The sequence below is a fragment of the Bradyrhizobium algeriense genome, assembly GCF_036924595.1.
Classification (GTDB): domain Bacteria; phylum Pseudomonadota; class Alphaproteobacteria; order Rhizobiales; family Xanthobacteraceae; genus Bradyrhizobium; species Bradyrhizobium algeriense.
The window spans coordinates 5,901,607-5,927,250 of the sequence record NZ_JAZHRV010000001.1 but is presented as its reverse complement, the minus strand read 5'-3'; the positions used below and the strand labels follow the sequence as shown (position 1 = coordinate 5,927,250).

Annotated in this window: 27 protein-coding genes and 1 pseudogene; 16 read left to right on the top strand and 12 right to left on the bottom strand. The window is 64.7% G+C overall.

Going from position 1 to position 25,644, the window contains the following annotated elements; genetic code table 11:
- The first annotated feature begins 70 nt into the window (after positions 1-70).
- Entirely contained in the window at positions 71-868 is a 798-nt protein-coding gene (locus V1286_RS28635; RefSeq protein ID WP_334485292.1) for a L,D-transpeptidase, read from the top strand.
- A gap of 140 nt (positions 869-1,008) precedes the next feature.
- Here V1286_RS28635 and V1286_RS28630 read toward each other — a convergent pair whose 3' ends face one another.
- The 6 genes and pseudogenes from V1286_RS28630 to V1286_RS28605 form a co-directional block, all read right to left on the bottom strand.
- Positions 1,009-1,860 (bottom strand): DUF2076 domain-containing protein, encoded by an 852-nt coding sequence (locus V1286_RS28630; protein ID WP_334485290.1) that lies wholly within the window; start codon positions 1,858-1,860, stop codon positions 1,009-1,011.
- 129 nt (positions 1,861-1,989) lie between these two features.
- Positions 1,990-2,832, bottom strand: a complete 843-nt coding sequence (locus tag V1286_RS28625; protein ID WP_334485288.1) for a ChbG/HpnK family deacetylase — start codon at positions 2,830-2,832, stop codon at positions 1,990-1,992.
- On the bottom strand, positions 2,829-3,872 hold the full coding sequence (locus V1286_RS28620) for a glycosyltransferase family 2 protein (protein WP_334485286.1): 1,044 nt from the start codon (positions 3,870-3,872) through the stop codon (positions 2,829-2,831). The genes V1286_RS28625 and V1286_RS28620 overlap by 4 nt, the downstream gene beginning before the upstream one ends.
- 75 nt (positions 3,873-3,947) lie before the next feature.
- Positions 3,948-4,925, bottom strand: coding sequence for an ATP phosphoribosyltransferase (hisG, locus tag V1286_RS28615; protein ID WP_334485284.1), 978 nt, complete (start codon positions 4,923-4,925; stop codon positions 3,948-3,950).
- Positions 4,922-6,082, bottom strand: coding sequence for an ATP phosphoribosyltransferase regulatory subunit (locus V1286_RS28610; protein ID WP_334489973.1), 1,161 nt, complete (start codon positions 6,080-6,082; stop codon positions 4,922-4,924). The genes hisG and V1286_RS28610 overlap by 4 nt, the downstream gene beginning before the upstream one ends.
- Before the next feature lie 201 nt (positions 6,083-6,283).
- Positions 6,284-7,021: pseudogene (locus V1286_RS28605) on the bottom strand (16S rRNA (uracil(1498)-N(3))-methyltransferase); the annotation flags it as partial.
- 180 nt (positions 7,022-7,201) lie between these two features.
- Between V1286_RS28605 and V1286_RS28600 the strand changes: the two are divergent.
- The 3 genes from V1286_RS28600 (at position 7,202) to ubiA (ending at position 9,620) form a co-directional block, all read left to right on the top strand.
- On the top strand, positions 7,202-7,747 hold the full coding sequence (locus tag V1286_RS28600) for a hypothetical protein (RefSeq protein ID WP_334489970.1): 546 nt from the start codon (positions 7,202-7,204) through the stop codon (positions 7,745-7,747).
- A gap of 279 nt (positions 7,748-8,026) precedes the next feature.
- Positions 8,027-8,683 (top strand): hypothetical protein, encoded by a 657-nt coding sequence (locus V1286_RS28595; RefSeq protein ID WP_334489968.1) that lies wholly within the window; start codon positions 8,027-8,029, stop codon positions 8,681-8,683.
- A gap of 10 nt (positions 8,684-8,693) precedes the next feature.
- Positions 8,694-9,620, top strand: coding sequence for a 4-hydroxybenzoate octaprenyltransferase (gene ubiA, locus V1286_RS28590; RefSeq protein WP_334485282.1), 927 nt, complete (start codon positions 8,694-8,696; stop codon positions 9,618-9,620).
- Between the two features lie 181 nt (positions 9,621-9,801).
- Here ubiA and V1286_RS28585 read toward each other — a convergent pair whose 3' ends face one another.
- The 3 genes from V1286_RS28585 to V1286_RS28575 form a co-directional block, all read right to left on the bottom strand.
- Positions 9,802-10,005 carry a hypothetical protein gene (locus tag V1286_RS28585; protein WP_334485280.1) on the bottom strand — a complete coding sequence of 68 codons (204 nt, stop codon included), beginning with the start codon at positions 10,003-10,005 and terminating at the stop codon, positions 9,802-9,804.
- Between the two features lie 354 nt (positions 10,006-10,359).
- Positions 10,360-10,887 carry a DUF6101 family protein gene (locus V1286_RS28580; RefSeq protein WP_334485278.1) on the bottom strand — a complete coding sequence of 176 codons (528 nt, stop codon included), beginning with the start codon at positions 10,885-10,887 and terminating at the stop codon, positions 10,360-10,362.
- An 87-nt stretch (positions 10,888-10,974) separates the two neighbouring features.
- A complete protein-coding gene (locus V1286_RS28575) occupies positions 10,975-11,223 on the bottom strand; it encodes a hypothetical protein (protein WP_334490282.1) in 249 nt (82 codons plus the stop codon).
- Here V1286_RS28575 and V1286_RS28570 point away from each other — a divergent pair.
- From V1286_RS28570 to lpxK, 6 genes are all read left to right on the top strand, one after another.
- Positions 11,174-12,577: a TldD/PmbA family protein gene (locus V1286_RS28570; protein ID WP_244608497.1), complete on the top strand. Its 1,404-nt coding sequence runs from the start codon at positions 11,174-11,176 to the stop codon at positions 12,575-12,577. The two genes, V1286_RS28575 and V1286_RS28570, sit on opposite strands and share 50 nt — an antisense overlap.
- A complete protein-coding gene (locus tag V1286_RS28565; protein WP_334485274.1) occupies positions 12,564-13,373 on the top strand; it encodes a 3'(2'),5'-bisphosphate nucleotidase CysQ in 810 nt (269 codons plus the stop codon). The genes V1286_RS28570 and V1286_RS28565 overlap by 14 nt, the downstream gene beginning before the upstream one ends.
- Before the next feature lie 93 nt (positions 13,374-13,466).
- Positions 13,467-13,715, top strand: coding sequence for a DUF4170 domain-containing protein (locus tag V1286_RS28560; RefSeq protein ID WP_108519953.1), 249 nt, complete (start codon positions 13,467-13,469; stop codon positions 13,713-13,715).
- A 12-nt stretch (positions 13,716-13,727) separates the two neighbouring features.
- On the top strand, positions 13,728-14,441 hold the full coding sequence (locus V1286_RS28555; RefSeq protein ID WP_334485272.1) for a lysophospholipid acyltransferase family protein: 714 nt from the start codon (positions 13,728-13,730) through the stop codon (positions 14,439-14,441).
- Positions 14,434-15,738: a 3-deoxy-D-manno-octulosonic acid transferase gene (locus V1286_RS28550; protein WP_334485270.1), complete on the top strand. Its 1,305-nt coding sequence runs from the start codon at positions 14,434-14,436 to the stop codon at positions 15,736-15,738. The genes V1286_RS28555 and V1286_RS28550 overlap by 8 nt, the downstream gene beginning before the upstream one ends.
- Entirely contained in the window at positions 15,731-16,744 is a 1,014-nt protein-coding gene (gene lpxK / locus V1286_RS28545) for a tetraacyldisaccharide 4'-kinase (RefSeq protein WP_334485268.1), read from the top strand. The genes V1286_RS28550 and lpxK overlap by 8 nt, the downstream gene beginning before the upstream one ends.
- A 127-nt stretch (positions 16,745-16,871) precedes the next feature.
- Here the strand turns inward: lpxK and V1286_RS28540 are convergent, their stop codons facing one another.
- On the bottom strand, positions 16,872-17,099 hold the full coding sequence (locus V1286_RS28540; protein WP_108520004.1) for a DUF2093 domain-containing protein: 228 nt from the start codon (positions 17,097-17,099) through the stop codon (positions 16,872-16,874).
- Between the two features lie 185 nt (positions 17,100-17,284).
- Between V1286_RS28540 and V1286_RS28535 the strand changes: the two genes are divergently transcribed.
- The gene (locus V1286_RS28535) at positions 17,285-18,118 is read left to right on the top strand and encodes a dienelactone hydrolase family protein (protein WP_334485266.1); all 834 of its coding nucleotides are present in this window, start codon (positions 17,285-17,287) and stop codon (positions 18,116-18,118) included.
- Here the strand turns inward: V1286_RS28535 and xseA are convergent.
- Positions 18,115-19,737, bottom strand: a complete 1,623-nt coding sequence (gene xseA / locus V1286_RS28530; RefSeq protein ID WP_334485265.1) for an exodeoxyribonuclease VII large subunit — start codon at positions 19,735-19,737, stop codon at positions 18,115-18,117. The genes V1286_RS28535 and xseA overlap by 4 nt on opposite strands.
- A gap of 134 nt (positions 19,738-19,871) precedes the next feature.
- On the opposite strand from xseA, the gene V1286_RS28525 reads away from it, so the two are divergent.
- The 4 genes from V1286_RS28525 to purD all read left to right on the top strand — a co-directional run bounded on the left by V1286_RS28525 (position 19,872) and on the right by purD (position 23,147).
- A complete protein-coding gene (locus V1286_RS28525) occupies positions 19,872-20,882 on the top strand; it encodes an alpha/beta hydrolase (RefSeq protein ID WP_334485264.1) in 1,011 nt (336 codons plus the stop codon).
- A 17-nt stretch (positions 20,883-20,899) separates the two neighbouring features.
- On the top strand, positions 20,900-21,451 hold the full coding sequence (locus V1286_RS28520; RefSeq protein WP_334485263.1) for a hypothetical protein: 552 nt from the start codon (positions 20,900-20,902) through the stop codon (positions 21,449-21,451).
- 1 nt (position 21,452) lies between these two features.
- Positions 21,453-21,755: a winged helix-turn-helix domain-containing protein gene (locus V1286_RS28515; protein ID WP_334485261.1), complete on the top strand. Its 303-nt coding sequence runs from the start codon at positions 21,453-21,455 to the stop codon at positions 21,753-21,755.
- Between the two features lie 108 nt (positions 21,756-21,863).
- Positions 21,864-23,147, top strand: coding sequence for a phosphoribosylamine--glycine ligase (gene purD / locus V1286_RS28510; RefSeq protein ID WP_334485259.1), 1,284 nt, complete (start codon positions 21,864-21,866; stop codon positions 23,145-23,147).
- Between the two features lie 103 nt (positions 23,148-23,250).
- Here the strand turns inward: purD and V1286_RS28505 are convergent, their stop codons facing one another.
- On the bottom strand, positions 23,251-24,483 hold the full coding sequence (locus V1286_RS28505; protein WP_334485256.1) for an acyl-CoA dehydrogenase family protein: 1,233 nt from the start codon (positions 24,481-24,483) through the stop codon (positions 23,251-23,253).
- Between the two features lie 126 nt (positions 24,484-24,609).
- On the opposite strand from V1286_RS28505, the gene V1286_RS28500 reads away from it, so the two are divergent.
- A complete protein-coding gene (locus V1286_RS28500) occupies positions 24,610-25,515 on the top strand; it encodes an alpha/beta fold hydrolase (protein ID WP_334485254.1) in 906 nt (301 codons plus the stop codon).
- Positions 25,516-25,644 lie beyond the last annotated feature (129 nt).

Sequence of the window (25,644 nt, the reverse complement as noted above, 5' to 3'; positions counted from 1 at the left end):
GATCGCGTGCAGCGGTGCTCGTCGCGCCGCTGCCGCCAACCCGCAATGACGATCAGTACAGAGTACGTCGATGTCCGGAAAAATCTCCCTTGCGCTCCTTGCGAGCGCGTCTTGCCTTTGCTTCTCCAGTGAGGCTTTTGCGATCGACGCCTCGCCAATTGCCGAACCCGCCGTGATCTACGCCCGCGAGCCCGCGCAGCCGGCGCCGGTGCGCATGGCCGCTGCCGAACGCTCGCGGATGGGCGGCGGCTTCATCGAATTCCTGTTCGGCGACCTGCCGCAAGGCGGACGCTATCAGCAACAGCCGGCCTATCAGACGCAGCCTGACTACGGATATGGCGGGCGGCGCGCGCTGCTGCCGCCGATGGATCCGCAGCAGTCGATGCGCGGGGAGGAGGAGATCGACCTCGCACAACGTCCGCTCGATCCGAAATACGAAAAGCAGGTAGTCGAGTATCACGGCAAGGAAAGCGCAGGGACGATCGTGATCGACACCCCGAACAAGTTCCTGTTCCTGGTGCAGGGCGACGGCAAGGCGCTGCGCTACGGCGTCGGCGTCGGCCGCCCCGGCTTCACCTGGTCAGGCGTCAAGACCGTCTCCGCGAAGAAGGAATGGCCGGCCTGGACGCCGCCGCCCGAAATGTTGGCGCGGCGCCCCGATCTGCCGCGGTACATGGAAGGCGGCCCGCAAAATCCGCTCGGCGCGCGCGCGATGTATCTGGGTTCGTCGCTCTATCGCATCCACGGCTCCAACGAGCCCTGGACTATCGGCACCAACGTGTCGTCCGGCTGCATCCGTATGCGCAATGAAGACGTCATCGATCTCTACGGCCGCGTCGGCGTCGGCGCCAGGGTCGTGGTGATCTGATTGTTTTGATCGTAGCCCGGATGGGGCCAACGGGGCGCGCACTCGCGCACCCGTTGGCCCCATCCGGGCTACGATCCGTCCCAACAAAAAAACGGCCGCCTGATCGGGCGGCCGTTTTGACTTTTCAACTCAGACACCGCTCACGCGTAATCGCCATCACCACCATCGTCGCCGTCGAAGCCGTCGGCATCGTGGTCCATGTCGTCATCGTCATGCGAGGCCTGATCGAAGAAGCCCTGCCGCGAACCGGAATCGTTGTCGTTGTTGTCGGCGCGCTGGCTGGACGAGCCGCGCGAACCGATGTCGTTGATCCCGGCGTCGCGCGCCAGGTCGCCGCCGGACTGGTCGCTCCACGGCCTGCGGTCTTCGATTCCGCCGCTATGGTTGGCCGTGTCGCCGAAGCTTTGGTGGTTGCCGCCGCCGCCCATCATCGAACGGAGGCTGCCGGCCAGCAACGAGCCGCCGACCACGCCGACCGCGGCCGCCGCTGCGGTGCCGAGGAACGAGCCGCCACCGCCGCCGAACGGCGACTGCTGCGGCGGCTGCGCGCCATAGAGCTGGGGCTGGGCATAGGACGGCTGATTATATTGTCCGGGCGGTTGGCTCTGCTGCAAGACCTGGCCCGTGTTCCACGCCGGACGGCTGCCGCCCGAATTGCCGCCCATCTCGGGCGCACGAACGTTGGGTACCGAACCATGTGACGAACCTTGCGGCTGGTTCTGCCCGAAGATCGCATCGCGCATCGAATCGAGGAAGCCGCCGGATTGATTTTGCTGACCCGCTGCCGCTTCCAATTCCTGGATGCGCATGTCGGCGCGCTTCAGCGCTTCGTCCTGCACCAGCGTCGTTTGCACCAGCGCATAGACCGCATTGGGCGCGTTGCGCAGGCCCTGCATGATCGCTGACATCGCCTCCGCATCGCGCGGGGCGTTCTCCAGCTTGGTGAGCCGGTCGAAAAGACCGTCAATCAGTTGGCGTTCTTGCGGTGTCATGGCCCTCTCCCTCGCGTCGGATCGTCGTCAACGCGCCGGAGAGATGTAGGACGGGGTTTGTGTCGCAAGTAGTGGGTGGCCGAATTAAATTTTGGTATGCGACAAAACGCCGGGATTTGTTGAGTCTTATCAACTCAATGTAACTTTATTCGCCGCCAGCAATGCCGGGAATCGATCGCTTGCGAGATACGCATGTTCCGCCTCGCGCTGGGTGGTGAGGGGGTCGAGGCTTTCGAGCGTTGGGTCGACGAATCCAGGGTGGCACATCACGAGCGCGCCATCCGGCAATTCCCGAAGGAACTCACCCATCAGCACCGCGAAATCGGGTTCTTTTGAAAAATCATAGGCGCCGGCGAAGGCGGGATTGAACGGGATGCCGGCACGGGTGGCGCGCTTGCGGAATTGCGCGCTGAGAATGTCGAGCACCAGCGCCTTGGGCGCGCCGAGCAGCCCGGCCAGCGGCTTGAGGCGCCCGCCCTGGCGTACCCAGGCGGCGGGGGCGGCTTCCTTCACCGCGCGCAGGAAGGCGTCGCGCACCTGCGGAAAGAGTTGCGCGTGCTGATGGCCGTCGACGAAATCGGGCGCGCGGCCGAACAGCTCCTTGAACGCCGCGAGCTGGGCCAGAAGTTCGTCTTCGATCATTTCAGGGTCGAGCCGCCGCAGCAGGCCCGCGCGCAAGAGATTCGGAAACGGCAGAAACAGGCCGCCGTCGGTGGGGCGGAAGTGCATCGTCAGCGGACGAAACGGCGCGGTCAGCGTCGCATGCAGCCCGATCGCGCAGCGCGGGCTGTTCGCCGCGAGATCCTGCAGCGCGGCGACCTCGCTGCGTCCGATCGCTGAGCCTACCACCATCACCGAGGTGGCATTGAGACGGCCGCGGGAGATCAAATCGCGAATGGCGCGGTTGACGCCCTCGGCCAGTCCGTAATCGTCGGCGCACAGCCAGATCCGGCGCAGCGCAGCGTCGTTCATTCGGCGGCGGTCCGTTCGACGCTGGCCGTGGTCTCGCCATCGGCGCGCTTTTCGGAATGCTCGGCGACGAAGTAGATCGGCCGCGCCTTCAACTCGGAGAGGATCTTGCCGATATATTCGCCGACGATGCCGATCATGATGAGTTGCACGCCGCCGATCGTCATCAGGCCGATCACCAGCGAGGGATAGCCGGGGACCTGCTTGCCGGTGGTCCAGACTTCCCAGAGAATAGTCAGGCCGAACAGGAAGGCGCCGACGGCAAGCAGCACGCCGAACAGGCTCGCAAAGCGCAGCGGCGCCACTGAGAACGACGTCAATCCCTCGATCGACAGCCCCACCAGCCGGCCGGGGCTGAAGGTGGTGACGCCGTGTGCGCGCGGCGCCGGTTCATAATCGACGCGGATCTGGCGGAAGCCGATCCAGCTCGCCAGTCCCTTGAAGAAGCGGTTGCGCTCGGGAAGCTGCCGCAGTGCGGCGGCGGCGCGCGGCGACAGCAGGCGGAAATCGCCGGCGTCCTCGGGGATTTTCTGCCGTGCGCCCCAGTTGATCAGCGCGTAGAAGCCGTGCACCGCCTGGCGGCGCAGGAACGATTCATTGTCGCGATTAGCCTTCGCCGTATAGACGACGTCGTAGCCGTCATCGATCCAGTGCGCGACCAGCTTTTCGACCAGGCTCGGCGGATGCTGGCCGTCACCGTCCATGAACAGGACAGCGCCGCGGCGGGCATGGTCCAGCCCCGCCATCAGCGCCGCTTCCTTGCCGAAATTGCGCGACAGCGACACCACCTGGATGTCGAGCGCATCAGCGTTAAGCGTGCGCGCGATCGCAAGCGTATTGTCGGCGCTGCCGTCGTCGACATAGACCACTTCGCTGGCAAGGCCGAAACGTGCCTTCAGCGTGCGGGCGAGGCCGACCAGCCGCTCGTGCAGCAAAGCGAGCCCTGCCGCCTCGTTGTACAGCGGTACGACGATCGACAGGCCTTGCGCCGCGGCGCTGGCTGCGGTCGTCGACAGGCGGGAAACGTCAGAGCCCAGCGTCATCGATCAGGTCCCAGATCATCCAATCGTATATGTTACCTGCCAGAGTCTGTCGCAACGATGAACGAAACGGCAGCCTCATTGCCGCAAGAACGCCTCGAGCCTGGCAAATAACGGGTTTTCCCGGTCGAGCACGTAGTCGAGCGAGGCGATCGACACCGTGTCGGCGCCATGCTCACGCAGGAAACTGCCGAGCGCGTAAAGCTGCATCGGCGGGCAGTGCAGCGTGATCATGCCCGACGAGGTCGGTCCGCCGAACGGCGCCACCACGCCAAAACGATTATGCGCCTCCGCCAGCAACGCATCGTTGCAGCCGGCGAAGCGCGTTCGCACCTCGCGATATTTGCTGGCCCGGGCGCGTGCGGCGATGTGGTCGAGGATGACGCGCGCGGTCTCGCGGGCGTCAGCCGACCAGTCGGCATCCTTTGACGCCACGAGGTTGGCCTGGCTGCGCAGGATCACGCCGTCGTCCAGCACCTTGAGACCATTGGCGGCGAGCGTCGCGCCCGTGGTGGTGATGTCGACGATCATCTCGGCGGTGCCGACCGCGGGCGCGCCCTCGGTGGCGCCGGCGCTTTCGACGATGCGGTAATCGACCACGCCGTGGGCGGCGAAGAAGTTGCGCGTCAGGTTGATGTATTTGGTTGCGACCCGCATCCGCCGATTATGCTTCGCGCGGAAACCGGTCGTGACGTCGTCGAGGTCGGCCATGGTGCGGACGTCGATCCAGGCCTGCGGCACCGCGACCACGACATTGGCGCTGCCGAAGCCGAGATTGTCGATCAGCAGCACGCGCTTGTCGGCATCCGCAATGCTTTCGCGCAACAGGTCCTCGCCGGTGACGCCGAGATGCACCATGCCGCGCGCCAGTTGCGAGGCGATTTCGCTCGCGGAGAGATAGGCGATCTCGACATTGTCGAGGCCGGAAATCGTGCCGCGATAATCGCGCGCGCCGCGCGGTTTCGCCAGCGAGAGCCCCGCGCGCGTGAAAAACGCCTCGGCGTTCTCCTGCAGGCGGCCCTTGGACGGAACGGCGAGAACGAAGGGGGCGGTCATGCGGCGCTCCCTAGCTTCGTCAAAGCCTCGATCCACACCGAGAAGCCGACCGCCGGGATCGGTGCGGGCGAACCGAGCTGCGTCATCAGGCCATCATAGCGACCGCCGGCCACCAGCGGCTCGACGCCGTTGCCTTTGGTATTTCCTTTGCCGTGCAGCTCGAATTCGAAGCCGGTGTAGTAGTCGAGCCCGCGGCCGAACGAGGTGGAAAACCGCGTCAGCTTCGTGTCGATGCCGCGCGCGGCCATGAATCCGACGCGGCTTTCGAGCTGGTCGATGGCGGCGGCGAGATCGAGCTTGGCGTCAGCGGCGAGCGCACGCAGTTGCGCCACCGATTCATCGGGATCACCCGCGATCGCGAGGAAGCGCTTGATGATGGCAAGCGCATCGCGCGGCAACGCACCGCCCTTCAGCGTCGATTGTTCGAGGAAGCGGTCGGCGATTTCGGCGACCGTTCGTCCGCCGACATTGGTGGTGCCGGCGATCGACATCAAATCGGTGACCAGCGCCAGCGCCGCCTTGCGGTCGGAGCCGGCAAGCGCCGCCAGCACGCCCTCATATTCGTTGCGGCCGGGCGCGGTCGCAAGCGTCAGCCGCTCGATGTCCTCGGCGAGGCTGACCTTGCGGTTGAAGTCCTTGATCAGCCGCCGCCGCCATACCGGATAGAGATTGAGCGCGTCGATCAGCGCCGTGAAAAGCGCGACGTCGCCGGTGCGGATGTCGACATCCTTCAATCCGAAAGCTGTGGTCGCTTCCAGCGCCAGCGCCAGCATTTCCGCATCCGCCGCCGCGCGGTCCTGCCGGCCAAAGGATTCGATGCCGGCCTGCAGAAATTCGCTGGGCTGGCCGCCGCGATAGCGGAACACCGGCCCGAGATAGCTGAAGCCCGCGGGCTTTCCGGCGCTGGCAGAGGCGAGATAATCGCGCGCCACCGGAATGGTGAGGTCGGGCCGCAGGCAGAGTTCCTCGCCGGACGGGTCGGTGGTCAGGTAAAGGCTCTTGCGGATGTCCTCACCGGAAAGGTCGAGGAACGGCTCCGCCGGCTGCAGGATGCCGGGGTGGGCCTGGACGTAGCCGCCTTGTGCAAACGACAATAGCAGGGCGTCCGCCCAGGCGGCGGATCCGGCAGCACCTGTGATGGCGGCGGTCGCGGTCATTTCAGGTCCAAATATCCGGAAAAACCGGGTTCCAGGGTTCGTTTGGGGTTCCCCGGGGTTCCGAGGGGCCTCGTTGGCGCAGGCCTTAGCATGGCCGGGGCGGCGTTTCGACAGGGATTGGCCAACTGAATTAATGGCCGGTGGCTTAACGGTTAGCCTTCCGTTGGCTGGCCGGGCCCGTGCCAGCCGGGCCCGTGCCAGCCAATCCCCCAGCACCGTCTGCACCAGCGCCAGCGCGGCGACGCCGGCGGTATCCGCGCGCAGGATGCGGGGGCCCAAAGACAGCCGCAGCGTCCTCGGCTGCCGCAGCAGCAGCGCGCGTTCTTCGTCGGCAAATCCGCCCTCGGGGCCGATCAGGATGTCGATGCCGCTAGCTGCGGTTAACCCGTTTTGCAGGGCCTGCAGTGGCGAGGTGGTTTCCGCCGCCTCGTCGCAGAAAACCAGTAGACGCTCCGGCTGGCGCTGGGTCAGAAACCGATCGAACGGCATCGGCTCGGCAACATCGGCAAGGCTCAGGATGCCGCATTGCTCGGCGGCTTCGATAACGTTGGCACGCATCCGCTCAACGTTGACCCGCGAAATCTGGGTGTGCCGCGTCAACACCGGCTGCAGCCTTGAGACCCCCATCTCGACGGCCTTCTGCACCATGTAGTCGAGGCGAGCGTGTTTCAGCGGCGCAAAGACATAGGCGATATCGGGCAGGCGATCCTGCGGCCGCGTCCGCGCGACGATGGTCAGGCTGTCCGGCCGCTTGCGGCCCTCGATCTGCGCCCGCCATTCGCCGTCGCGGCCGTTGAACACCAGGATCGATTCGCCGGCCGAAAGCCTGAGCACGTTGCCGAGATAATTGCTCTGGTTGCGCTCCAGTTCGATCCGCGCGCCCTGCTGCAAGGGGGCGTCGACGAACAGGCGAGGGGCGCGAAAGTCGAGGTCAGGCATGGCGAGGTTTTCCGTTTCCGGGGCGCTTTTAGCCTAAAGCGGCAAAATCCGGAGCCCAAGTTTGGCGCCCCAGCGTGGCCCTGCGCCGCGCTATCGCCTCATTTTCAGGGGTTGTTGAGGGGTAACATAAAGCGCTTAAATCGTAGTGCTCGCCCCGATTGCGCCCGAGAGAAACCGTTGATCATCCGCCGACTGATTGTGCCGCTAACCTTGGCCGTCGCGACCCATCACGCCGGGCTGGCATTCGCGCAGGGCACATTTCCTGCGCCGCTGCCCGGCCAGGCCGAAGCGCCCGCGAGCAACAGCGCGCCGATTGCCAGCCCTGCGTTCGGCGGTGCGCCGCCGCAGACCAGCGGCCCTGTGGACGCTTGCATGAAAGGTTTCGCTCCCTTGCGCGAGGAAGCCGAGCGGCGCAGCAAACTGATCAAGGCCGCGAGCGACCGCAAGGCGCCGCCCGATGAGGCCTGCAAGCTGATTGGAAATTTCGGCCAGGCCGAAGTGAAGATGATCAAATATATCGAGTCGAACTCGGCCAAATGCGGAATTCCGCCGCGGATCGCCGATCAGCTCAGGAACGGCCACAAGAACACCGAGAAGGTGCAGAAGCAGGTCTGCAAGATGGCGCAGCAGCGCCCCTCAGCGGATCCGGACCTGAACGAAGTGCTGGGGCCGGGCGACTTCTGGCCCGCATCCGCTCCGCTCCTCCGTGCCATCGATCCCTTGTGACCTGGATGAAACGCGTCGCGACCAGCTGCAGCCGGAATGCGCCACCTGGACGGTCACGAAACCGGGTACGGCATCTGAAATGTTCCGTTTCCGGGCGCTTTTAGCCTAAAGCGCTAGAATCCGGAGGCCATTGTTGGCTTACCGGCGGCCATGCGCCGTGCTGCTGCCCCAATCAACGGGTTGTTAAGCGTCGGCAGGAATCGTAAAATTGCCCATTGCAAATCTGCTTCGTTCGGAACACGCCAGCGTTGCCTGGACCTCGCCGGAGATACACCCTTGATGATCCGCCGCCTGATTGTGCCGCTGACCGCTGTCGTCGTGACCGTTCACGCCGGGCAAGCGCTTGCGCAGAGCGCGTTCCCGGCGCCATTGCCCAACCAGAGCGCGGCACCTGCCGCGGCCTCTCCGTTTCCGCCGGTGAATGGCGCTGCGCCGTCGGCCTCGGTCGGCGCGCCGTCGCCGTTCCCGTCGCAAGGTGCGGCTCCGGTTTCCAGCGGATTCAGTGGGCCGCCGCCACAGGCCAGCGGTGGGGCAGACGCCTGCATGAAAGGTTTCGTTCCCCTGCGCGAGGAGGCCGAGAAGCGAGGCAAGCTGATCAAGGCCGCGAGCGACCGCAAGGCGCCGCCGGACGAGGCCTGCAAGCTGATCGGCAATTTCGGCCAGGCCGAATTGAAGATGATCAAATATGTCGAGACCAACTCGGCCAAATGCGGAATTCCGCCGCAGATCGCCGACCAGCTCAAGAACGGCCACAAGAACACCGAGAAGATGCAGAAGCAGGTCTGCGCCGTCGCGCAGCAGGCGCAGGCGCGGGGACCGGCCGGTCCGAGCCTGAGCGAAGTGCTTGGCTCTTCGGCGGCGCTGCCTGAGGCGCAAGCCGTGAAGAAGGGCGGCAGCACCTTCGATACGTTGAACGGCAACGTTCTCGCGCGATGATCCCGGCTCGATGAGCGACGCGACCACCCGCGTTGCCGATGCCACCGGCAACTGGGTCGATACGCGCGCGCCGTCCTGGTCGCGGCCCTATTTGCGGCTCTCCCGTTTCGACCGTCCGATCGGATCGTGGCTGTTGCTGATGCCGTGCTGGTGGTCGGCGGCGCTGGCCGCCGGCATTGCCCGCGACGTCTCGCAATTGCCGCTCGTGATCGTGCTGTTCTTGATCGGCGCCTTTGTCATGCGCGGGGCGGGGTGCGCCTGGAACGACATCACCGACCGCGATCTCGACGCGCGCGTCGAGCGGACGCGGTCGCGGCCATTGCCCGCCGGGCAGATCAGCGTGGCGCAGGCATTTGCCTTCCTTGTCCTGCAGGCGCTGGTCGGACTTCTGGTACTGCTGCAGTTCAACTGGTTTGCGATCATGACCGGCATCGCCTCGCTCGTCATCGTCGCGATCTATCCCTTCATGAAGCGCATCACCTGGTGGCCGCAGGTCGTGCTCGGCCTGGCGTTCTCATGGGGCGCGCTGATGGGATTCGCCGTCACGCTCGGGCGGATCGATCTGACGGCGCTCGCGCTCTACGCCGGCTCAATCGCCTGGGTCATCGGCTACGACACGATCTACGCCCATCAGGACACCGAGGACGATGCGCTGATCGGCATCAAGTCAACGGCGCGCCTGTTCGGCGCGCGCACCCATCGCGCGCTCGCGGTGTTCTATTCGCTTGCGGTAATTTTGATCGGCATCGCGCTGGCGCTGGGCGGCGCGCGCTGGCCGGCATGGACCGGTCTGGTCGCGTTCGCCGCGCATCTGGCCTGGCAGATCAGGCGACTGGACATCAGCGATCCCGCGCTGTGCCGGCGCATATTCTATTCCAACCGCGACGCAGGGCTGCTGCTGTCTGCGGGATTGCTCGTGGACGCAGTGATGCGCTGAATTCGTAGCTGCGTAGGGTGGGCAAAGGAGCGCAAGCGACGTGCCCACCATCTATCACCGAGCGTGCTGTTTGATGGTGGGCACGCTTCGCTTTGCCCACCCTACGGACCGGCACGAAGAACGACTTCGCGGCACATCTTGGTTGCAGCCCAAGACATTCTGAAGGGAGAACTCGGCATCGTCATGGTTTTGCCGTGAGCGCTGCAATAACCGCGACCAACAGAAGTCCGGCGACACTCCAGACGACCAGACCAATCAGCAATTCGATAAAGGGATTCGACTTGCGGCCCCAAAGAGACAGAGCTTTCTTGCCCGTATGCTGGACGAGCAGTTCAAGCGCCGCCTGGATCAATGCGCCGATAAAACGAACAATGGTCTCTGCCATCTAGCCTCCGTTGCTCATCTGATTATCGAACTTGTTAATTTCCAGTAGCTTCGTAGCCCGGATGAGCGGAGCAACATCCGAGACCGCGGGTGCAGCAAGCACCCGGTCTTCCCTGCGCCCTCCGACAAAGAGGGCGGGAAGTTATCCAGCAAACCTCGGGCGAAAGGCGTCGCGAGAATGCGAAGGCGTATCCACGTCATTGCGAGCGCAGCGAAGCAATCCATCTATCCCCACATTGAGGCATGGATTGCTTCGCTACGCTCGCAATGACGTGGATAGGGCGTAGCGTACTGGATACCCCCACATGCGCGCGGCGGTATGACAGTCAGCATGCAGCGAAGGGCGCGCTTAGTCTCAATCCCGTGCGATGATCTCGCGCTCGTCCCGATGAACGGTGTCAGTGTTGAGCAAATTACCGCCCCGGCGGCGCACCAGAAATTTCGGGCGGCGGGCGCGGATCGCGTTGTGGCGGCGGCGGCGGGCGGCCGGTTCGCTGTTGTCATCTTCTTCCGCCAACAGCGGCAGCGCGAGGATGTCGCTCCACATTTGCCAGGCGGTGGCGATCTCGTCGTGGTCGGAGCTCACGCACAAGGGAATGTTCAGCGACGGATCGCGATGCGCCAGCACGAGCATCTGCGCGTCGTCGAGACCACGCAGCGCGACGCCGAGAAAGTCGCTGACGCGGACGTTGATTGCCATCCGCATGCCCTTGACGGCACGGTGCAGCACGACACGCTCGCGATGAAGTTCTACCCTCCGCACGCCGCCGTCTGCGCGGGTATCGTGCGCATGGAAGCTAAGCGGCAGAGAAAGAGGGTCGAGCCGCATGACACGGCTCGACCCGGCGGGATTGATCCCGCTTATTGCTGTTTGACGCCTCACGGCTCTCATCTCCCCGCCGGGATTATGTTCCCGGTCGATACGCGAGACCTTAGCGGAAGCGTTTCCGTTTCGCCTTAAAAAGCCTGGTTAAGGAGACGTCACCCGCCCTGGATCTTCCCGCATGATTGACAAGACCTTGGCACGCATGATTGACGAGACCTTGCCCAAATGCCGAAATTGTTTGGCATTTGGCAGCGCAAAATGCTTGAAATCCCCGTGAATCAGGCACATCTGAGGGCCTTGTCGATTTGCGTTCCCGCCCTCTTCAATGTCAGGGATTTTGTTTGTGAACTCTTCACCATCCACCGCTTCGCCGCTTTCGAAGACTTCCGACATGACCTCCGGTCTGTTCGACCAATCGGCGCTCTCGACGCTGGCGCAGCGGCTGGTCGAGGCCGCCAAGCGCGCTGGCGCGGACGCCGCAGATGCGGTTGCGGTCCGCGGCGTCTCGCAGGGTGTCGAAGTGCGTGAGGGCCGGGTCGAGGAATCCGAGCGCTCCGAAGGCGACGATGTCGGATTGCGCGTATTGGTCGGGCAACGCCAGGCCGTGGTCTCCACCAACGATATTTCCGGCGATGGCGTCGCAAAACTCGCCGAGCGGGCGGTCGCGATGGCCCGCGTTGCGCCTGACGACAAATATGTCGGTCTCGCCGATCCGTCGCTGCTGGCGCGCGAGTTCGCCGATCTCGATCTGCTCGACCGCGAGGTTCCCTCGACGTCCGAACTGGAACGCCGCGCCTGCGAGGCCGAAGCCGCAGGCATGGCGGTCAAGGGCGTTACCAAATCAGGCGGCGCGTCCGCCTCGAGCGGCATCGGCGGCATGGTGCTGGTGACCTCGACCGGCTTCCACGGCTCCTATTTGCGTTCCAGCCACGGCATCTCGATGACTGCGATATCGGGCGAAGGCACCGGCATGGAGCGCGATTACGATTTCACCTCGGCACCCCATGCGTCCGACCTCGCTTCGCCCGAAAGCGTCGGCCGCAGCGCGGGAGAACGCACCGTGGCGCGGGCCAATCCGCGCAAGGTCGAGACCTGCAAGGTGCCGGTGGTGTACGATCCCCGGGTGTCGGGATCGCTGGTCGGTCATCTTGTCGGCGCCATCAACGGCGCCTCGATCGCGCGCAAGACCAGCTTTCTGAAAGACCGGATGGGCGAGCAGCTGTTCGCGAAGAACATCCGCATCATCGACGATCCCTTGCGGGTGCGCGGCCTGCGGTCGCAGACCTTCGATGCCGAGGGTGTAAGGGTGAAGAAGATCGCGCTCATCGACGAGGGGGTGCTGACCACGTGGCTGCTCGATTGCGCGACCGCGCGCGAACTCGGGCTGGTCACCACGGGGCATGCCCATCGCGGCGTCTCGTCTTCGCCGTCGCCGGGATCGTATAATCTGCACCTCGAGCCCGGCGAGATGACGCCGAAGCAACTGATCTCTGACATCAAGCAGGGCTTTTACGTCACCGACCTGATCGGCTCCGGCGTCAACGGCGTGACCGGCGATTACAGCCGCGGCGCTTCCGGCTTCTGGATCGAGAACGGCGAGATCACTTACCCCGTTAGCGAGGTGACGATCGCGGGCCATCTGCTGCCGATGTTCAAATCGCTGGTCGCGGCCAACGACCTGGAATTCCGCTACGGCGTCAACGCGCCGACACTGCGTATCGAGGGCCTGACGCTTGGCGGACGCTGATATCGCCGACGCGATCTGGGCGCGCGATGCCGCGCTGCTGAGGGATACCGTGCGCGAGGCCGGCGCGCTGGCCTTGTCGCTGTTTCGCACCGAACTGAAGAACTGGATCAAGGGCGCCTCGTCGCCGGTCTCCGAGGCCGACATCGCCGTCAACGACCTCGTCGAGCGGCGGCTGCGCGCGGCGACGCCGGATTATGGCTGGCTGTCGGAAGAAAGCGTCGATGATGACAGCCGTCTCGGCAAGGAACTGGTCTGGATCGTCGACCCGATCGACGGCACCCGCGCCTATCTTGCCGGCCGCGAGGACTGGTGCGTGAGCGTGGCGCTGGTTGGGGGGTCGGCACCGGTGCTGGGGGCGGTGTTCGCTCCCGCCAGCGACGAATTCTTCTTCGCAGTTCGCGGGCAGGGCACCACGCGCAACGAAAGGCCTGTGCGTGCGGCCGCGGGCCACGAGCTCGATTTTTCCCGCATGGCCGGCCCGAAGCCGCTGGTGCAGCGGCTGAGTTCGTCACCGGATGAGATTACGCTGCATCCGCGGATCGGATCGCTGGCGCTTCGGCTGTGCCGGGTCGCCGACGGCAGCCTCGATGCCGCTTTTGCAGGCGGTCAGAGCCGCGACTGGGATCTTGCCGCGGCGAATTTGATCGTGCAGGAAGCGAATGGTAGAATGACCGCGCTCTCGGGGGATGCGATTGAGTATAATCGCCGGGAAGTGGTGCACGGGGTGCTGGTGGCGGCGGGATACGATCGGCATGCGCGCATTGTCGAGCATTTCCGAAATCGTCCGCTGCCCTGAATCGGTCGAAATCCGTGCCACAGATCATCCCGTCCACGCCGCGATATACGTTGCCGCTCTCGCCTGCCGGGCACCTCGTTAGGAAAGACCATCATGCCAGATAGTGCCCCGCAGCAATTGCTTCATCTCGTCATCGGCGGCGAGTTGACCGATCTCGAACACGTCACGTTCAAGGATCTCGACCAGGTCGATATCGTCGGCGTGTATCCCAACTACGCATCCGCGCTCGCGGCCTGGAAGGCGAAGGCGCAGCAGACCGTGGACAACGCCCACATGCGCTACTTCGTGGTTCACCTCCACCGGCTGCTCGATCCAGGTCAAGACACGAAGTCCTCCAGTTAAGAAGTCCTGCAGTTGAAACGATTCCTTCGCGATTTGCTGCGCAGCAGCTGGGTTCAGCGCGCGCTGGGTGTGCTCGCGGCCGAATATCTGCGGCTGGTCTGGCTGACCAACCGCTTCACCTATGAGCCTGCCGACGTCTATGACATCGTCGAGCCGGAGATGCCGGCCATCTTCGCGTTCTGGCACGGCCAGCATTTGATGACGCCGTTCATCAAGACCAAGGAGAGCTACCGCGCCAAGGTCCTGATTTCGCGACATCGCGACGGCGAGTTCAACGCCATTGCTGCCGAGCGGCTCGGCATCGGAACCATCCGAGGCTCCGGCGATCATGGCGGCGCCTTTCACCGCAAGGGCGGCGTCGGCGCCTTCAGGGAAATGCTGCAGGCTCTGGAGGACAAGTGGAACGTCGCAACCACCGCCGACGTGCCAAAACGGGCGCGGGTGGTGGGGCTGGGCATCATCATGCTGGCGCGGGAGTCCGGCCGGCCGATCATGCCGTTTGCAATGGTGACCTCCAGGTTCATCCGGTTGAAGAACTGGGACTCCACCACCATCAATTTGCCCTTCGGGCGCGGTGCGGTGGTAGGCATTGAACATGTATACGTGCCGCCGGATGCCGATGCCGAGACTATGGAAAAGCTGCGTCTTCAGGTAGAATCTTATCTGAACGAAGCGACTCGTCGTGCCTATAAGGCCGTCGGGCGTCCGGAGGCCGCTCTTGGCTAATTCGCTGCCGATGACGTTGCGCGTCTACCGGAAACTGTCGTCCGCGATGGTACCGCTGTCACCAGCGTTGATCAGCCGGCGGTTGAAGCTCGGCAAGGAAGATCCGGCGCGGGTCGGCGAGCGCCGCGGTCTGAGCGCCGATATCCGGCCCACCGGGCCGCTGGTGTGGATTCATGGCGCCAGCGTCGGTGAGGTGCTGGCGGCGGCGGCGCTGATCGAGCGGCTGCGGGCCTTGAACCTGCGCATCCTCCTAACCTCGGGCACGGTGACTTCGGCTGCGATCGTCGCCAAGCGGTTCCCCACTGACGTCATCCATCAATATGTGCCCTATGATTCGCCACGCTACGTCGCGCGGTTTCTCGATCACTGGCGGCCCTCGCTGGCGCTGTTCATCGAATCCGACCTTTGGCCGAACCTGATCCTGTCGAGCGCTGCGCGGCGGCTGCCGATGGTGCTGATCAACGGACGGATGTCTCAGCGCTCGTTTCCGCGCTGGCGCCGGGTCGCGGGGACCATCTCGGCACTGCTTGGCAAGTTCGAAGTCTGCCTGGCGCAATCGCAGACCGATGCGGATCGTTTTACCGCGCTTGGCAGCCGCAACGTCATCGTCACGGGAAATCTCAAGCTCGACGTTCCTGCGCCGCCGGCCGACGGCAACAAACTGGATATGTTGATGTCGATGACGCGCGGCCGCCCGGTGGTGGTCGCGGCCTCCACGCATCCAGGCGAAGAGGAAATCCTGACGGAAACCCATCGCACGCTCGCCGGCTATTTTCCAAAGCTGTTGACCGTGATCGTGCCGCGGCATCCCGATCGCGGCGAGGCCATCGCGCGCATGATCGCAGCTTCCGGCCTCAATCCGACCTTGCGCTCGCACGAGGATTTGCCTACCGCCACGACCGACATCTATGTCGCCGACACCATGGGCGAACTGGGCTTGTTCTACCGGCTGGCGCCGATCGTGTTCATGGGCGGATCGCTAGTCGAGCATGGCGGACAAAATCCGATCGAGGCGATCAAGCTCGGTGCGTCGGTCATCCACGGCCCCCACGTCTTCAATTTCACCGACGTCTATGAAGCCCTCGATTCCGCCGGCGGTGCGCGGCTGGCCGATACGCAGGAAATGCTGGTCAAGCAGTTCGGGCAGATGCTCGCGGATCCCAAGGCGCGCGAAGCCGTGCTGACTGCGTCCGAGCGCGTGGTCGGGCAGCTCGGCGGCGCGCTGGAGCGGACGCTCTCCGCGCTCGAGCCGTATCTGTTGCAGTTGCGGATCGAGATGGGAGCCGCCAATGCGTGAGCCTGGCTTCTGGCACGGCCCGGCCTCGCTCAATTCGCATCTCCTGAAACCGCTCGCCGCACTCTACGGAGCCATCGCCGCACAGCGCCTGCGGCGCAAGGGATTGAACGCCGGCATTCCGGTGCTCTGCGTTGGCAATTATAACGTCGGCGGCGCCGGCAAGACGCCGACCGTGCTGGCGCTGGCGAAGCTGTTGCGCGACCTCGGCGAGACGCCGGTCGTGCTCAGCCGCGGCTATGGCGGCGAATTGCGCGGCCCGGTCAGGGTCGATCCTGCCAGGCACGCAGCTTCCGATGTCGGCGACGAGCCGCTGATGCTGGCAGGCCATTTGCCGGTCGTGGTGTCGCGCAAGCGCGCGGACGGCGTGCCGCTGGCGCGGTCGCGAGGCGCCACCGTGATCCTGATGGACGACGGCTTTCAGAGCCCGGCGGTCGTCAAGGATGCGTCGTTGATCGTGATCGACAGCGAGCGCGGAATAGGCAACGGGCAGGTATTTCCCGCGGGCCCGCTGCGCGCGCCGCTGCAGCCGCAACTGGCGCGCACCGACGCGCTCATCATCGTCGGCAACGGCAGTGCTGCAGAGCAGGTTGCGGCCGAGATCGCGGCGCAAGGCAAGCCGGTGTTATCAGCGCATCTGAAGCCGGATGAGGCGCAGGTCGCGCGGCTTCGGGGGAAGCGCGCGCTGGCGTTTGCCGGCATCGGCGATCCCACCCGATTCTTCAACACGCTGCGAGCCAGCGGCATCGAAGTGGTCGGGCAGCGCGCCTTCGCCGATCATCACCCGTATTCGCAAGCTGAGATCGAAAGCCTGATCGCCGAGGCGAGAGGCGAGGCGCTGACGCTGGTGACGACGGAAAAGGATCTGGCGCGGCTGCGGCACGGCGGCAGCCTGCCGGATTGGGCAAAGCAGATCGTGCCGTTCGGCGTAACGCTCGAATTCGACGACGCGGCGCTGCTGCAGAAGTTCGTCGCTGACCGGCTGTTCAAGGCGCGGGAGAAACCGTAAGGGTGGGCAAAGCCAACGGGTCGCGCGAATGCGCGCCCGATGACAGGCTCCGCGTGCCCACCCTTCAAGACAATGCTCGACGATAGATGGTGGGCACGGCGCGATGCGCCTTTGCCCACCCTACGGCTCAGCCCTGAGTCTTCAGCGCGCCGGGAAAATGCCGCTGCAGCACGGCGGTCGGGACCGAATAGGCCTCCTGCAGGTCGACGCTCCAGTACTTCAATTCGTCGAGCGGGATCCGCACGTCGGTGATGGCGCAGCGCACATAGGTTCCTGGCGAGATCACGCGGAAATCGCCGTCCAGATATTGCACCTGCGCTTCGCCATGGCCCGAGGGACCGAATTTATTGAGCACCGTCAAACTCTCCGATTGGCCGCGCACGGGCTGGCCTTAAGTATATTTTCCAAAATTCGATCTATCATAAATAGGTCGTACTGTCCGCCCCGGAAACTGACCTACTTGTGATGATTTTGTGCCGAGGTGCATGATAGCGTGAATTTTAACGTGCCCGCAGCGTCATACCGATCCGACAGAGACCGATGCGCCTGTTGTCCGCAACGCTATTCCTGACGCTCCTTGCGCCGACCTGCACGGCCGGTGCCGCGCAATTGCCGGCCCCGCGCCAGGTCGATATCCCGGCGACCGGTCTGACCCTGCATGCCCAGCTCTACAAGCCTGATGGTGACGGCCCGTTTCCCACCGTGATCGCGCTGCATGGCTGCGGCGGATTGGGCGGGCAGTCCGAGCCGGTGCAGCCGCGCTACCGCGACTGGGCGGAACAGCTGTTGAAGACCGGTCATGCGGTGCTGTTGCCGGACAGTTATGGCTCGCGTGAGCTCGGCCCGCAATGCCGCGACAAGGAGCGCCGCGTGCTCGCCCGCCGCGAGCGGGTGGCTGACGTCAACGCGTCGCGGCAATGGCTGTCGCAGCAATCCTGGGCCGCGCGTGACCGGATCAGCCTGATGGGATGGGCGAACGGCGCCAGCGCGGTTCTGTGGGCGGTGCGTCCGCAATCGTCGGCGCGCGGTATCGAACCGGACTTCCGCTCGGCCATCGCATTCTATCCGGACTGCCGGATCTCCTCCGGCCTCGGCTGGAGCACGCGGGTGCCGACGCTGCTGCTGATCGGCGCGCAGGACGACGTCAGTTCGCCACAGGCCTGCCGCCAGGTGGTGGAGGAGGCCCGTGGCCGCAGCGCGCTGGCGCAGATCGTGGTCTATCCCGGCGCATCCCACGATTTTGACCGCGCCAACCTTCCGCTACGTGCGATCGCAGGCTCCGACGCCGCGTTGCCCGAACGCGGTCATATCGGCACGGATGCGGACGCGCGCAAGGACGCGCAGCGACGCGTCACGGAGTGGCTGGCGCGCTAGAAGAGGCTGCCCTGATCAACCGGCTTAGCCGCGCGCTTCGGCGCCGCCGGCTTCGCCTCATGCAGCCCCGCTTTCGGCGTACCCGCGGCGGGCGCCGTGGCCTGCGGCCGATCGGCATCCGCGGTGGCGCCGACGCGGCCGTCGGCGAATTCGATCGACAGATGCGCGCTCGGTCCGATCGCGGCGGCGGCATGCACGGCGTGGCCATGTTCGTCGCGCACCAGGGCAAAGCCGCGCGCGAGCACGCCGCGGTAGGACAGCGCCGCCAACAATTGGCCGCTATGGGCGACCCGCGCGTCGAGGCGCTGCAGAGCGGTCAGAAGCGCGCGGCGGGCGCGCTCGGCCAGCCGTTGCGCACGTTCGCGGTCGCGCGCGATCGCATTGCGTTGCGCCTGGGCGTTGGAGAGTTTTGAGGCCTTCAACCTGACCTCGAGCCCGGCAAAGCGTTCGCGCCGGTTGCGCAGTAGCGCGCGGGCGGACAGCCGGATGCGTTCGCCCGACACCGTGAGGCGATGATCGGCCTGGGCAACCTGCCCGCGCAAAACCTTCAGCGTCAGGCCGGCGCTCAGATGCGAAAAGCGGCGGTGATGGGCATGCGTATTGGCCTTCAAGCCGCGGGGCAGGGCGGCGCCGAGGTGATCCAGCCGCTGCCTGGGGATTGCGAGCAGTTCGCTCGCTCCGGGCAGGGCGCGGGCGGCTGCGCGCAATTCGTTGCGGCGGCTCTCCTGCCCGCGCTGCCAGCACACCATCGTGCGCCGCGCCAGACTCTCGACCTCGACGAACAATTCGCTGCGCACCGGAACCGCCATTTCAGCGGCGGCCGTCGGCGTCGGCGCGCGCTTGTCGGCGGCGAAATCGATCAGCGTGATATCGGTTTCGTGGCCGACGGCCGAGATCAGCGGGATCATGCTGTCGGCGGCGGCGCGAACCACAATCTCCTCGTTGAACGACCACAGATCCTCCAGCGAGCCGCCACCGCGCGCGACGATCAGGAGATCCGGCCGTGGAATCTTTCCCGCTTCCGGCAGCGCATTGAAGCCGCGGATGGCGGCGGCCACCTGCTCGGCCGAGCCTTCGCCCTGCACCTTCACCGGCCACACCAGCACGCGGCGGGGAAAGCGGTCCTGCAGCCGGTGCAGGATGTCTCTGATGACCGCACCCGTCGGCGAGGTGACAACGCCGATCACCTCCGGCAGCCACGGCAGCAATTGCTTTCGCGACTCGTCGAACAGGCCTTCGGCCGCGAGCTTCTTCTTGCGCTCCTCCATCAGCGCCATCAGCGCGCCGATCCCGGCGGGCTCCAGCGCCTCGATGACGATCTGGTATTTCGACGAGCCCGGATAGGTCGTGAGCTTGCCGGTGGCGATGACCTCGAGCCCCTCCTGCGGCTTGAACCGCATCCGGGCGTGGGCGAACTTCCAGATCACCGCCTCGATCTTGGCGCTCTCGTCTTTCAGCGCGAAATAGCAGTGGCCGGAGGAGTGCGGCCCGCGAAAGCCGGAGATTTCGCCACGGACGCGGACATGCCCATAGGCGTCCTCCACCGTCCGTTTCAGGGCGGAGGACAGCTCCGAGACGGTGAATTCGGGCGCGTTGATCAGGTTTTCGGCAGCAGGCATCGGCAACTGATTCGGGCGTTGGAGGTGTTGCCGCAACGTAGGGATTTTTGACCATCCCCGCCAATCCGGCTCTTGTGGAACTCACGTACTCTGTGATACAGAGTTCTCTGTATTCTTTCTGAAGAGGCGAGGCGATGTTCAAATTCCTGATCCGCGGGTCCGTCAGCCTCCTGAAATGGGTCCTGTGCGGCGTCGGCGTGCTGGCGCTGGTGGTGTTGGCCCTGCTGGCAACCCCGCTGCAGCCGCTGCCGGAGCTGCAAGCGATCTCGCGGGCGCGAGCCAGCGTCGATCTTTCCAGCCTGCCTGCGATTGAGCGGTTCCAGGCCCGCGACGGCACATGGCTCGGCTTCCGCCATTATGGCGCGGGCGGCGCGCCGACGGGGCGCGTGGCGATCGTGATCCACGGATCCTCCGGCTCCAGCGGCGGCACCATCCACGCGCTGTCGCAGGGCCTGGCTGCGCACGGCGTGGAAACCTTTGCCGTCGATATACGCGGCCACGGCACGTCAGGCACGCGTGGCGATATCGGCTATGTCGGCCAGCTTGAAGACGATCTCGCCGATTTCGTCGCGGTGTTGCGCAACACCATGCCGTCAGCGCCGCTGACCCTGGTCGGTCATTCGTCCGGCGGCGGCTTTGCGCTGCGCGTGGCCGGCTCGCCGATCCAGAACCTGTTCGAGCGCTTCGTGCTGCTCGCGCCCTATCTCGGCTACGATGCTCCCTCCACCCGGCCGAGTTCCGGCGGCTGGGCTCGCGCCGATATCCCGCGCATCATCGGCCTGCTGGCGCTGCGCGCGATCGGCATCACCTGCTGTGAGGCGCTGCCGGTGCTGGCGCTCGCGGTGCCGCCGAACTCCGAAAAGACGCTGGTGTCGACCTATACCGACCGGTTGATGCGCAACTTTGCGGTGCGGGGCGATTTCCGCCGCGATCTCGCCGCCGCGACAAAACCGCTCACGATCATCTCCGGCGCCGACGACGAATTGATGTTTTCGGAAAAATATACTGAGGCCGTGCGTGGCGCGAAGGTCGCGGTCGACGTCAAGGTGCTCGACGGCATCAACCACATGGGTATCGTCGCCGCGCCGAAGGCGGTATCCATCATCGCTGAAGATGTTGCCACGCGCGCCATGGCAGGGTCATAGCGGCGGGGATGCGCAACATGATCGACAGCCGCGAGGCCACTGAGGCGCTCGCCGAAATCAACGAGATGACGCGCCGCGTCCGGCAATCGCGGATCTACAATCTCGCAAGCCTGATGCTGATCATGTGGGGCGCGCTGGTATTTGCCGGCTATCTCGGCTCGTTTCTGCTGCCGCGCCAGGCCGGCTATTTCTGGGCCGCGCTGAACGTCGCCGGCGTCGCGGGATCGTTTGCGATCAGCGCCTTCGGATATCGCAAGACCGGTATCCGCACCTTCGATTTCAGGATGCTGATCGCATTCGTGCTGTTCTTCGCCTTTGGTTTCCTCTGCACGAGTGTGCTCGGCCACTTCACGCCGCGCCAGATGGGCACGTTCTGGCCGATCTATTTCATGCTGCTCTACATCATCGCCGGACTCTGGTTCGGCCACGCCTTTGTCGTGATCGGTCTCTCCATCAGCGCACTGGCGCTAGCGGGCTATTTCTGGGCCGGCGACTGGTTCGACCTCTGGATGGCCTTTGTCGACGGCGGCGGGCTTATCCTCGGGGGCTTGTGGATGCGCCGGAGCTGATATGACCGGGCTCGATGACATCATTCACCAGCCGCTGCGGCTGCGAATCATGGCGGCGCTGAATGCATTGCCATCGGGTGCGGGGCTCGAATTCGCACGGCTGAAAAAGCTGACGGGGGCCACCGACGGCAATCTCGGCGCCCATATCGAGACGTTGTCAAAGGCCGGCTATGTCGCGGTTGAAAAGGCTTTTGTCGGCAAGAAGCCGCAGACCACGGTGACCGCGACCGCAGCGGGGCGGGGCGCTTTTGCCCGCCATGTCGCGATGCTGCAGGAGATCATCGCCGCCGCGGGAGGCAAATAGCGCCGAAACACCTCTGCACAACGGCTATTCTGCCGTCCGGTCCCCTTGCGGCGAGGGGGCGTTTTGTGCGACCGAAGCCGCATCTCATCCCCGCATCTGGCTCTTGTCATGAACATCCTTCTGCTCGGTTCCGGCGGCCGCGAACACGCTCTCGCATGGAAGATCGCCGCTTCCCCGCTGCTGACCAAGCTGTGGTGCGCGCCGGGCAATGCCGGGATCGCGCGGGAAGCCGAGTGCGTGGCGCTGGATATCGCGGACCATCCGGCGGTGATCGATTTCTGCAAGCGAAACGCGGTCGATCTGATCGTGGTCGGCCCGGAGACGCCGCTCGCGGCCGGCATCGTCGACGATCTCGCGGACGCCGGCATCAAGGCGTTCGGACCGGGCAAGCAGGCCGCCCAGCTCGAGGGCTCCAAGGGTTTCACCAAGGCGCTCTGCACAGAGTTCAACATTCCGACCGGCGCCTATGGCCGCTTCACGACGGCTGACGATGCGCTGGCTTACGTGCGCGCGCAGGGCGCGCCGATCGTGGTCAAGGCGGATGGCCTGGCCGCCGGCAAGGGCGTCGTCGTCGCCAAAACGCTTGATGAAGCCGAGGCGGCCATCGCCATGATGTTCGACGGCGTGTTCGGCGCGGCCGGCACTGAAGTCGTGATCGAGGAATTTCTCGCGGGCCGCGAGATCAGCTTCTTCGCGCTGTGCGACGGCGAGACCGCGATTGCGCTGGCATCCGCCCAGGACCACAAGCGCGTGTTCGATCACGACGAGGGACCGAACACCGGCGGCATGGGCGCCTATTCGCCGACGCCGTTCGTGACTTCAGAAATTCACGACCAGATCATGGCGCGGATCATCCTGCCGACCGTTGCGGGTATGAAGGCGCGCGGCACGCCGTTCCGCGGCGTACTCTACGCCGGCGTAATGTTGACCGAGCAGGGACCAAAACTGTTCGAATACAACGTCCGCTTCGGCGATCCCGAATGCCAGGTGCTGATGCTGCGGATGATGTCCGACATCGTGCCGGCGTTTCTCGCCTCCTGCGACGGAGAACTGAAGCATTTCGACCTGCGTTGGTATCCGGAGCCTGCGCTGACGGTGGTCATGGCGGCGAACGGCTATCCCGGCGACTACAGGAAGGGCACGCGCATCGAGGGCCTCGATGACGCCGCCGAAATCGAGGGCGTCGAAATCTTCCATGCCGGCACGGTGGCGAAGGATGGCGCCATTCTCGCCAATGGTGGGCGCGTGCTGAATGTCTGCGCCATGGGGAAGACCGTGCTGGAAGCCCAGCAGCGTGCCTATCAGGCGGTGGATCGCATCAAATGGCCCGATGGTTTCTGCCGCCGCGACATCGCCTGGCAGGCTGTAGAGCAGGAGAGGGCGAAGGGCTAGATCGGTCGCGTAGGGTGGGCAAAGCGAAGCGTGCCCACCATAGCGATCTCAGTCCGCAATGGTGGGCACGGCGCTTCGCGCCTTTGCCCACCCTACGCCGTCGTCAGAGCAAATCGCCGCCCACTGCGCTCGCCGTCGTGCCGTGCTCGCGGAACGCCTTGATGACGTTCTTGCCGATCTTCCACTTGTGTACTTCGTCCGGACCGTCGACCAGCCGCTGCGCGCGCACCTGGGTGTACCATTTGGCGAGCGGTGTATCCTGGCTGAAGCCGAGCGCGCCGTGGAGCTGGATCGCGGTGTCGATCACCTTGTGCACCATGTGCGCGTGGAAGATTTTTGCGATCGAGTTTTCCTGCCTGATATCGAGGCCCTTTTCCGCCTTGTAGGCGATGTGCAGCAGCATCAGGCGGCCGATGTAGAGTTGCTCGGCGCAGTCCGCGAGCATGAACTGGACGGCTTGCCGGTCGGCAAGCAACTGGCCGAAGGTCGAGCGCTTGGTGATGTGGGCAACCGCCATATCGAGCGCGCGCTGCGCCTTGGCGACATTGTGCATGCCATGCCGCAGGCGGCCATAGGCGAGGCGGTGCTGGCCCATGGCAAAACCGTTGCCCTCGCCGCCGACCAGATTGTCGGCCGGCACTTTCAGGTCCCTGATCTCTATTTCGGAGTGGCCGCCGTGAATCACATCGTCATGCGGTCCCTCGATCGCCATGTTGGCGACGTTGCGCTTGATCTTGTAGCCGGGGTTCGGCAGCTCGACGAGGAATGTCGAATACTGCCTGTGCCGTGGCGCGTTCGGATCGGTCTTGGCCATGACAAGCGCCATGTCGGCGACGCTGGCCGAGGACGAAAACCACTTCTCGCCGTTGAGGACGTAATTCTCGTTGCCGTCCTTCACCGCGGTGGTCTGCATGCCGGTGGCGTCGGCGCCGGCGGCCTTCTCGGTCATTGAGAAACAGATGCGCTTGTCGCCGTTGAGCAGGGGTTTAAGGAACTTCTCCTTCTGATATTCGGTGCCGTGGGCAAGGATCGTCATCATCGAGGCGTCGTCGGGCCCCTGCGTGTTCATCGAGAGCGCGCCGAGCATGCTTTCGCCGAGCTCCATCTGCACCAGCGCGTTCGCCAGCGGACCGAGGCCCATGCCGCCATATTCCTTCGGCACCCACGGGCACCACAGGCCGCGCGCGCGGGCCTTGGCCCGGAGCGGGCCGAGCACTTCGGCGAGCGGCTTGGTATCGAGTTCCTTTTCCGCTGGGATGCACTCGTCGTGCACCCATTGGCGGACTTTTTCGCGGATCGCCTTGGCTTCGGCCGGGATTTCGAAATCGATCGACATCTGACGGTTTCCTCGGTTCTTGTTCCTGTTGGTCGGACTTGAAGGATGGCATAAACCTCCGGTCTGCCAGCGGCAACGGCAAACAAAGTTTGAAGCAATAGAAGCAGCCCACGAGGGAGCGCACCCATGCCCGATCTTGCTGATCTGTTTCCCGGATACGCCTCCGAATGGATCAATACTTCGTCGGGCCGCATCTTTGCCCGCGTCGGCGGCAAGGGTCCGCCGCTGTTGCTGCTGCACGGGTTTTCGTCGACGCATGTGATGTGGCATCCGGTGGCGCCGCAGCTGGCGGACCAGTTCACACTGATCATCGCCGACCTGCCGGGCTATGGCTGGTCGGACATGCCGCGCAGCGACGAGTACCACACGCCCTACACCAAACGCGCGATGGCAAGAGCGATGGTGGAGGCGATGGAGCAACTCGGCCATGTGCATTTCGCGCTTGCCGGTCACGACCGCGGCGGGCGCGTGTCGTACCGGTTGGCGCTCGATCATCCCGGCCGGCTGTCGAGGCTCGCCGTGCTCGATATCGCGCCGACCTATGATTACTGGGAGAGACTGAACCGGCTTTCCGCGCTGAAGATCTACCACTGGGCGTTCCTGGCGCAGCCTTATCCGCTGCCGGAGACGCTGATCTCGGGTCATGGAGAGTTTTTCCTCAAGGAGAAGATGGCGAGCCAGACAAAATCGAAGACGCTCGACGCCATCGATCCGCGCGCGCTGGAGCATTACCTCGCGCCGTTCCGCGATCCCTCTCGTATTCACGCGATGTGCGAAGACTACCGCGCGGGCGCCTATGCGGATTACGAGATCGACAAGGCCGATTTTGATGCCGGCAAGAAGATCACGGTTCCGATGCTGGCGCTGTGGGGCGATGCCGGGGTTGCGAGTGCCGCAACGACGCCGCTCGATACGTGGAAGAAATGGGCGACCAATGTGAGCGGGGCGCCAGTGGACTCCGGGCACTTCCTGACGGAGGAGAATCCGGACGTGACGGCGAAGTTGTTGCGGGAGTTTTTTCTGGCGGCGTGAGTTGACACGGACCTCTCCACGTCATTGCCTGCGACAAACGCGAAGCGTTTGCGCAAGGGAGCGGAGCGACGAAGCAATCCATCTATTCCCCGTGTCGAGGCATGGATTGCTTCGCTGCGCTCGCAATGA

Bases quoted from the DNA above. Each gene is read 5' to 3' on its own strand.
- V1286_RS28635 (WP_334485292.1), top strand. From the start codon at position 71: ATGTCCGGAAAAATCTCCCTTGCGCTCCTTGCGAGCGCGTCTTGCCTT.
- V1286_RS28630 (WP_334485290.1), bottom strand. From the start codon at position 1,860: ATGACACCGCAAGAACGCCAACTGATTGACGGTCTTTTCGACCGGCTC.
- V1286_RS28625 (WP_334485288.1), bottom strand. From the start codon at position 2,832: ATGAACGACGCTGCGCTGCGCCGGATCTGGCTGTGCGCCGACGATTAC.
- V1286_RS28620 (WP_334485286.1), bottom strand. From the start codon at position 3,872: ATGACGCTGGGCTCTGACGTTTCCCGCCTGTCGACGACCGCAGCCAGC.
- hisG (WP_334485284.1), bottom strand. From the start codon at position 4,925: ATGACCGCCCCCTTCGTTCTCGCCGTTCCGTCCAAGGGCCGCCTGCAG.
- V1286_RS28610 (WP_334489973.1), bottom strand. From the start codon at position 6,082: ATGACCGCGACCGCCGCCATCACAGGTGCTGCCGGATCCGCCGCCTGG.
- V1286_RS28595 (WP_334489968.1), top strand. From the start codon at position 8,027: ATGATCCGCCGCCTGATTGTGCCGCTGACCGCTGTCGTCGTGACCGTT.
- ubiA (WP_334485282.1), top strand. From the start codon at position 8,694: ATGAGCGACGCGACCACCCGCGTTGCCGATGCCACCGGCAACTGGGTC.
- V1286_RS28585 (WP_334485280.1), bottom strand. From the start codon at position 10,005: ATGGCAGAGACCATTGTTCGTTTTATCGGCGCATTGATCCAGGCGGCG.
- V1286_RS28575 (WP_334490282.1), bottom strand. From the start codon at position 11,223: ATGTCGGAAGTCTTCGAAAGCGGCGAAGCGGTGGATGGTGAAGAGTTC.
- V1286_RS28560 (WP_108519953.1), top strand. From the start codon at position 13,467: ATGCCAGATAGTGCCCCGCAGCAATTGCTTCATCTCGTCATCGGCGGC.
- lpxK (WP_334485268.1), top strand. From the start codon at position 15,731: ATGCGTGAGCCTGGCTTCTGGCACGGCCCGGCCTCGCTCAATTCGCAT.
- V1286_RS28535 (WP_334485266.1), top strand. From the start codon at position 17,285: ATGCGCCTGTTGTCCGCAACGCTATTCCTGACGCTCCTTGCGCCGACC.
- xseA (WP_334485265.1), bottom strand. From the start codon at position 19,737: ATGCCTGCTGCCGAAAACCTGATCAACGCGCCCGAATTCACCGTCTCG.
- V1286_RS28525 (WP_334485264.1), top strand. From the start codon at position 19,872: ATGTTCAAATTCCTGATCCGCGGGTCCGTCAGCCTCCTGAAATGGGTC.
- V1286_RS28520 (WP_334485263.1), top strand. From the start codon at position 20,900: ATGATCGACAGCCGCGAGGCCACTGAGGCGCTCGCCGAAATCAACGAG.
- V1286_RS28515 (WP_334485261.1), top strand. From the start codon at position 21,453: ATGACCGGGCTCGATGACATCATTCACCAGCCGCTGCGGCTGCGAATC.
- purD (WP_334485259.1), top strand. From the start codon at position 21,864: ATGAACATCCTTCTGCTCGGTTCCGGCGGCCGCGAACACGCTCTCGCA.
- V1286_RS28505 (WP_334485256.1), bottom strand. From the start codon at position 24,483: ATGTCGATCGATTTCGAAATCCCGGCCGAAGCCAAGGCGATCCGCGAA.
- V1286_RS28500 (WP_334485254.1), top strand. From the start codon at position 24,610: ATGCCCGATCTTGCTGATCTGTTTCCCGGATACGCCTCCGAATGGATC.